Source organism: Burkholderia sp. Nafp2/4-1b (assembly GCF_003635165.1).
GTDB lineage: Bacteria > Pseudomonadota > Gammaproteobacteria > Burkholderiales > Burkholderiaceae > Burkholderia.
On sequence record NZ_ML058666.1, the window covers coordinates 1 to 6773 of the forward strand.

Here is a 6773-nt window from a genome sequence, read left to right on the forward strand (position 1 = left end):
CGTGGCCACCAGCGCCATCTGGTACGCGGACCACGCCTTGAACGCATACACGCCCGCGTCATCGAGTAGCCCCGCTGCATACGCATCGGCCTTGCCGGCGTTGGCCCGACGCGCACGCGCCATCCGCTGTTCGAACTCGACCATCGCCGCGTCCCGCCGCTCGCGCGCGAGCACGGCGGGCGGGATACGCCAGGCGCCGTCGAGCCACGTGTGACGCGGCGACGGCGGGGCTTCGACGGTGAGCCCCAATTCTTCGGGCGTGAGCCCGACGGTAGCGATCTCGACCGCCTCGCCGGTATCGGTGCGATAGCACAGCAGCCCGCGGTAATCCGGCAGCAGGCACCACACGCCGTCCCGATAGAACGGCCAGGTGGTCGGGGTGCGCGCTGGCGGCGCATCGAGCGTCGCACCCGCCGGAATCAGCCAGCGTTCGGCGTTGCGTGGATCGACGTCGGGCTGGCTGCTGCTCAGGTACGCGCCGGTGGTGCGATCGTAGTGGTGGATCAGCATGAAAGTTCCTTCATTCAATACGCTCGATTCAATATGCGCGGATCATCGCGAGCAGCGCGACGTTGCGCGGGCGCGCTTCGTTGCCGCCGTCGCCATTGACCGTGATCGTGTGCACGTGGCGGCCAGCCCCGCCGATGCCGACGTTGTGGCCGTGGTTGCCGGCGTCCCCGATCCCGATGTTGGTACCCGCAGCCTCGGTGCCATGGACGTCCTGCCTGTCCCAGTTGTACGGGCCCCAGCCCTGTCCGTACTCGGTCGCGACCACGCCGACGCGCCCCATTCGAACGGGGTGGCCGTGACCAGGATCGTGCACGGGGTGCCCGTGCTGCCCCTGCGCATCGGTCCAGGCCGGGTGCACGTGCTCGCCGGATTCGCTCGAGTACGCGTCATGCTTGTGATAGCGGTGCTGGTCACGCTGGAACGAGCCAATCATGCGCTGCGGGTCGGTGTCCGACCGGTCGTCGCTCCAGCACCGCAGGAACTCGCCGCGCAGCTCGGGCAGCCGGAAGGTGGTCGCGCCATCACCGCTCGAGAAACAGCCCGAGCGCCCGTCGTGCCACACGTCTTCGGCCACGAGGGCGCCGCTTGCCTGCGCGTACGCCCACAAGGCCGGATAATCCGCGCGCTTGAGCACCGCGCCGTTCGCCTTCAGAAAGCCGGCCCGCACGGTGGTGCGCGGCTCGAACACGATCTGGCCGATCGCGGTGGTGCCCAGCGCGGCCAGCACCCACTCGGTGGTCGCCACACGTGTGGAGCGATCGCCCGCGGCCGGTGTCGGCACCGTGACCGGCCGCTCGAACGTCGTCTGCGTCGGCGCAAACCGCACCACCGCAGCGCCGTTGCACGACACACCGAACTGGCCATCAGCAGTGTGGTACAGGCCCGTGTCCAGTGCCCCATCCCGCTCGAATGTCAGCGACGGCGCACTGGCCGAGCCGGGCGCCAGTTTGAGGCGCTTGCCCGGCGCGAACGCGAGGTCGCCCGCGAGCGTGCCGCCCTTCTTTTGGTCCAGCGGCGTCACGTTGCCCGCATGCCAGGCAATCTTGCCGTCGATGCGGAACGTGCGATCTGCAAACAGGTACTGGAACGAACCATACGAGGGCGAGTAGAACCCGACGCTTTTATTGTCCCCAAACAGATAGCCATCGTTGGGCCCGAGCAGCAGACGCCCAGACCCTTCATCCGAGTAGCGATCGATCGCGATGCCGCCGTTCACCTGCAGCGCGGCCTTGAGCGCACCGAGCAGCGGGGCGCCGATCGCCAGGCGCGCGCCCGGCTCCAAACGCACATCACCCCGCAGTACGCCACCGGCCAGCGGCAGGTACTCGGCGGGATCGAAGTTGCCCGCATCCCACGCGAGGTGACCGTCAAAGCTCGGGCGCTTGACCAGGTGGACCGTACCGTGTTCGCGGGAGATCACCATCACCCCGCCTGCCCACTCGCCGTCGTCGGTGTAGCTGATCAGCGTGAAGTCCGAGCCGCGGCCGCCGCCGCGTTCGGGTGCGTTATCGACACCCATGAACCAGCGCATGCGACCAGCGGTCTTGCAGGCGACACCCCGAAAGCGCTCAGCGGGCCCGTCCAGGACCACGTCGGCGCCATCGAGATGCACGTCGCCGGTAAAGCGCGCGCCGGTGAGCGCTGCATAGCGCTGCGCGGCCGTTCTGGGCGTTACGGCCCGCGTGTCGTCCTCGCCCGCATCGACCTCGGCTTGCGTGGCGAGCTTGACCACGCCGGCGCGCTCGGTCGTGGCCGGCGGGTTCACGAACGTGGTGTCGCCGAACACGAGCTGGGCCGCATCGATCGTCGCGAACTGGATGTCGACCGACAGCAGCAAAATGGCCGCGGGCGACTTCTCCATGATCGGCGTGGCCTGCCCATAGACGGCCGCCAGCACGCCGTTCTCCAGGTATAAACCGAAGCCATACAGCGTGTACTGCTCCGCGCTGTCGTCCGTCAGCGTCACGTGGATCGTGTCGGGCGCGACGTTCGCCCCGCCGAAGGTCGTGACGCGTTTGTGTTCGTGCGGTAGCGCGATGAGCGCCTTGAGTGCTGCGCGATCCATGTCCGGCGCGAACGGCGCGGTCACGAGCCCGATGGCCGCGACACGGTGCCCGTTCGTGCCGTCGTGGCCGGGCGCCACCAGCGCGGCGCGTCCCGCGTCGGTGATCGTGATGAGTAATCCCATAAACAGCTACCGATCAGAAAGGTTCAGACGTCCATAGACCGCCACGCGTGCAGCCGCCCCACATCTCTGCTGCGTCTGCGCGGCCAGGCCCTGCGTAAACGTGTAGTGCGCACGCACCGGCTTCGTACGGTCGATTTCGGTGAGGATGTCGGCGATGTACTCGGCGGTAGGCGGCTCGCCTTCGTGGCCGCTGACCGTCATCACCAGATCGAACGTGCCGGGCCGACCGCGTGGTGTCTGCTCGAACCACTCGCGCAGCACGATGTTCCCGCCAAAGGTGGCGACTACTTCACGCACGGCGGCGGCCGTCCCCTTGCGCCGCGCAATGGCGATCGCCCGCTTGACCCGGGTGCGCTTCACGTGCTCGGGCCAACTGTCCTTCCACGTGTCCACGCCCAGATACCACGCGAGCCACGGCAGCAGATCGAGCCGGATCGCATCCGGATCCATGAGCGTGGCCAGCGGTGTGGGCAACGTATCGAGCCGCTCGCCGACCGCGGCCAGTGCCCGCTCGAGCGGCGTCGAATTGGCGGGGAGCAAATTAGTCATGTGGGCCTTTGTCATGGGCGCCTTTGTCATGTGTATAGACGCCACCGTCGATCAGCTCGATGCTGGTGCAGTACGGCGCCTGTTGGCGACTCGCCGCAATCCCGGTCGTGGGACTTTCCAGAATCACCTTCTGTACGCCGGCCGCACGGGCAGCCGCATACAGACCATCCAGCGTCACTTCCATGCCCAGCCGGTGCATCGCATTCGTGTATTGCTGCATCGCCTTGTTCGCTGCGGCGAGCGCCACCGCCCGGTCCGGACCCGCAAAAAACACCAGGCGGGCGCGCACCGCATAGCGCAGGATCTCGGCGCCCTGCACCGTCACCTGGTCGGTGAGCGGCCGGACATCGTCGGCGCGCAGTGCGGCGCTGACCGCCTCGATTAGTGCAGGATCCGCTGTACCGTCGCCGTCGCGCGCGAGCACGGTGACGAGCACCTCGCACGGCGCCGGACTGATTGCCGACGCATCGCGCACCTGGGCGTGCGCATTGCGTGCATGCGAGATGTATGCGCCTTCAGGCCCCGCCACCGAAAACCCCTGTGGCGCGAGCTGCGTGCGGGCGCGCAGGTCCGGGTCGCTCTCGCGCACCGCCTCGGTCGGCTCGTCCGCTTCGACGATCGTGTGGCGCGCGACGTTCAGCAGCGCGGCCAGGTGCTCGAGGTCCGCGCCGGTCGCATAGGCCAGCATCACCGAACGCCCCGCGTCATTGATACGCGCCCGCAGACGCAGTTCGCGGTACGCAAAGAGTTCCAACAGCTTGACCACCGGATCGGATTCGAGCGCGGCGCGCCAGTGCGGATAAATGGCCTTGAAGTGCGCGACGAGTTGCTGATACACGGACTCGAAGTCCAGCGCCTCGACCACGTCCGGTGCGTCGATCGCCGCCAGGTCAATCGTCTTCATGTTGTGACCTCAATCATGATGTCGTCGCCCTCATAGGTGCCGTCAATACGGAACATGATCGCCCCGTCGACGACGGCGAGCACGGCCACGCGCGAGAGCTTCAGGCGTGGCTCCCACCGACCGATCGCGCGGGCCGCCTCGGCCTGCACGCTGGAGATCCAGCCACGCGTGACGGGCAGGTCGACCATTGCCGGGATATCGGAGCCGTACTCGGGACGCTCGCGGCGCGTGCCCTTGCGCGTGCCGAGGATGTCGGCCAGGCTCTGCTTCAGGTGCGCGACACCGCCGATCGGGCGACCGGTATGCCGGCACATGCCGATCAATGCCGTCATCGTTCAGCCTCGGTGTGGCGGCGGAATTCCAGTTGACCGTCGAGCCAGCCGATGTGGGCCGGATCCGACACGGTCAGGCGGCTCGCCACCACCGCGGCCCACGTGTTGTCCGGAAACACGATCACGCGGCTGCGGAATGCGGTGTCGATGAAGGTCACGGGCGCGACCGTGATTTGCGCAGCATCTTTCGCCATGAGTAGTCCTACAAAACGACCCGCGACTGCGGAGCCCGATCCGACATGGGTTAGCGACGCCCTGCGCGACAACATTGCCAGCGCAGTGCCTTGCGTCCGAGCGCCTTGATGTAAAGCAGCGCGTCGACGACCTCGGCCTCCAACATCTCGGGACTGGCCGACTGCACGAAGGCGCTGGCCCAGGCTGCGGTCTGCGTGTATCCCATCACACCCTGGAATGCCGCCTCGCAACACGCGATGAGCGTGCCGCGTGCGGGCTGCGCGGGATCCGGCATCCGGGCCGCTCGCGCGTCAGTGGCACCCTCGGCCGCGCACGCACACGCCTGCTGCAGCGCGTCGCGTCCGCGCGCGATGATCGTCTTGAGCAGTTGGGAGAGCGCTTGTGCAAAGGCAACCGGATCATCTTCCTGCATCATGGCCGCCGCGAGTCCTGCAGCCTGGGTATCGCCATACGTTCCGTTCCAGTACCCGTCCACTGCCCGCTTGAGCGCGTCCACTGCCTTGTTTTGCTGATCCATATCGATCTCGAATATTCAAAAATTGAATCGCGGGTTGAATCGCTCAGACCGGCACGCTCACCAGCGCACCGTCGCCCTCTTCCCGATGCTGGTGTCGGCTCACCGACTTGCCCGCGGCCACCACGTCTTCGCTGAACTCAGCGCCGCCCGTGATCTTCATCGTGACGCCACCGCCCTCGCCCGGCTTGCCCTGCATCCCGCCGTTAAAGGTCAGCAGCTGTTCGGTCGTCGTGTTGCCCGTGAAGGTCGAATCGGGCACGTCGGCGAGCAGCGACGTGGCCTTCAACGTCGCGCCGTCGGCCCGCAGTTCGAGCTCGGTGTCGCCGATCCGGAACACGATCCGGCCACCGGCCGGTACCGACAGCACGTATTCGTGGCTCGCGTGGTTGTATTGCTCGAACGCACCATCCGGGTAATCGGTGGCGGTCTCGTCCGGGCTGGTGCGACCGGCGCCGCCGTGCTGGTCGGTGTAGTAACCGGGCGCGACGAACGCACCGGCCAGGTCGCCCGACGGTGCCCAGAGCGCAACCTCTTCATCGATCGACGGCGGGCGCCAGACCTTGACCTTGCCGGCTGCCGACGCCTGCCATTTGAGCCAGTCGCTCACCCACTCGCCGATGCGCACCTTCACGCGCGGCGGCTCGAAGGTGATCGCCTCGACCGTGGCCGACTGCGTCAGGCACGCCATGCGTCGGTCCAGTTCGCCCAGTTCGAAGTCGCTCACACATTACCCCTCTATTTCGTCCGCATGGCTCCGGTAGCAGTCCTTATGCTGCGGCCCGGTCTCGGGATCCACGCCCCATACAATCGGCCGCCCCGGCGCAGGCGGCTCGACGCCGTCGCCCAGCTCGAACTCGTGCACCCATTCGACCAGCCACACGAGATACGTATCGAGTTCCGGTCGAAACGGATCGTCCACCGCTGAGCCCACCTGCCGGCCTGGGGTGATCGGTAAATCCCAGGTCGTGCCGTGCACGGCGGCGAGCACCCGGGCCGCCAGCTCGCGCACCTGCAGCTCGGCGCCGTCCACCAGCGGATCCACCACGATGCGCGCCTGCATCCGCGCGATCAGCGGCACACGGCCGGTGCCGTCGTCCTGGCCCGGTTCAAGCTCCGCGAGTTCCAGCGCAATGAACGGTGTGTCGATCGACTTGCCGATTTTGGGATACGCGTGGATGCGCGCGAGATCCGGCAACCGTTCGCGCAGGCCCGCTTCGATCGCGTCGTGCAGTTGTTTCAAGCTCTGTACATTCACGCTATCGAGCACGGTTCATCGCCTTCTGTAGTTCATAATTGACCTCCTGCCGCAGCACGGTCATCAGCCGCGCCTCGCACGCCTGCGCCGCACGCCGAAACGCCGCATCACCCGTCGGCGCCCAGTCCACCTGGACGACCTCATACGGCAGCCGCGATTTGCCGACCCGCCGGAAGATCGCGCCGTTTGGCTGCGCCTTCGTCTTGCGCCACGCCCCGTCGAACAGCGTTTTGCCGGCCCGCATCCCCTTCTTCGTGCGTCGGACCGCGCCCAACCGGTGCGCCTCGATCGGGTTCAGCCCCAGCCACACCTTGCCCGCATCC

At 67.2% G+C, this 6773-nt stretch carries 9 protein-coding genes and 1 pseudogene; all 10 read right to left on the bottom strand.

Annotation, left to right across the window (positions count from 1 at the left end):
* Positions 1–510: tail assembly chaperone (locus C7H84_RS35395; RefSeq protein WP_121863121.1), on the bottom strand; the 510-nt coding region annotated here is incomplete at its 3' end.
* Between the two features lie 28 nt (positions 511–538).
* Positions 539–2698: a phage tail protein gene (locus tag C7H84_RS35400; protein WP_121863122.1), complete on the bottom strand. Its 2160-nt coding sequence runs from the start codon at positions 2696–2698 to the stop codon at positions 539–541.
* A 6-nt stretch (positions 2699–2704) separates the two neighbouring features.
* Positions 2705–3262 (bottom strand): phage tail protein I, encoded by a 558-nt coding sequence (locus C7H84_RS35405; protein WP_162999507.1) that lies wholly within the window; start codon positions 3260–3262, stop codon positions 2705–2707.
* Positions 3240–4151, bottom strand: a complete 912-nt coding sequence (locus tag C7H84_RS35410; protein ID WP_121863124.1) for a baseplate J/gp47 family protein — start codon at positions 4149–4151, stop codon at positions 3240–3242. The genes C7H84_RS35405 and C7H84_RS35410 overlap by 23 nt, the downstream gene beginning before the upstream one ends.
* Positions 4148–4483, bottom strand: coding sequence for a GPW/gp25 family protein (locus C7H84_RS35415; protein WP_121863125.1), 336 nt, complete (start codon positions 4481–4483; stop codon positions 4148–4150). The genes C7H84_RS35410 and C7H84_RS35415 overlap by 4 nt, the downstream gene beginning before the upstream one ends.
* Positions 4480–4677, bottom strand: coding sequence for a hypothetical protein (locus tag C7H84_RS35420; protein ID WP_121863126.1), 198 nt, complete (start codon positions 4675–4677; stop codon positions 4480–4482). The genes C7H84_RS35415 and C7H84_RS35420 overlap by 4 nt, the downstream gene beginning before the upstream one ends.
* A gap of 50 nt (positions 4678–4727) precedes the next feature.
* Positions 4728–5195 (bottom strand): hypothetical protein, encoded by a 468-nt coding sequence (locus tag C7H84_RS35425; RefSeq protein ID WP_121863127.1) that lies wholly within the window; start codon positions 5193–5195, stop codon positions 4728–4730.
* A 43-nt stretch (positions 5196–5238) separates the two neighbouring features.
* A complete protein-coding gene (locus tag C7H84_RS35430) occupies positions 5239–5919 on the bottom strand; it encodes a phage baseplate assembly protein V (protein WP_121863128.1) in 681 nt (226 codons plus the stop codon).
* A 3-nt stretch (positions 5920–5922) separates the two neighbouring features.
* Positions 5923–6462, bottom strand: a complete 540-nt coding sequence (locus C7H84_RS35435) for a hypothetical protein (RefSeq protein WP_240462200.1) — start codon at positions 6460–6462, stop codon at positions 5923–5925.
* Positions 6452–6773: pseudogene (locus C7H84_RS35440) on the bottom strand (phage tail protein); the annotation flags it as partial. The gene C7H84_RS35435 and the pseudogene C7H84_RS35440, both read right to left, overlap by 11 nt.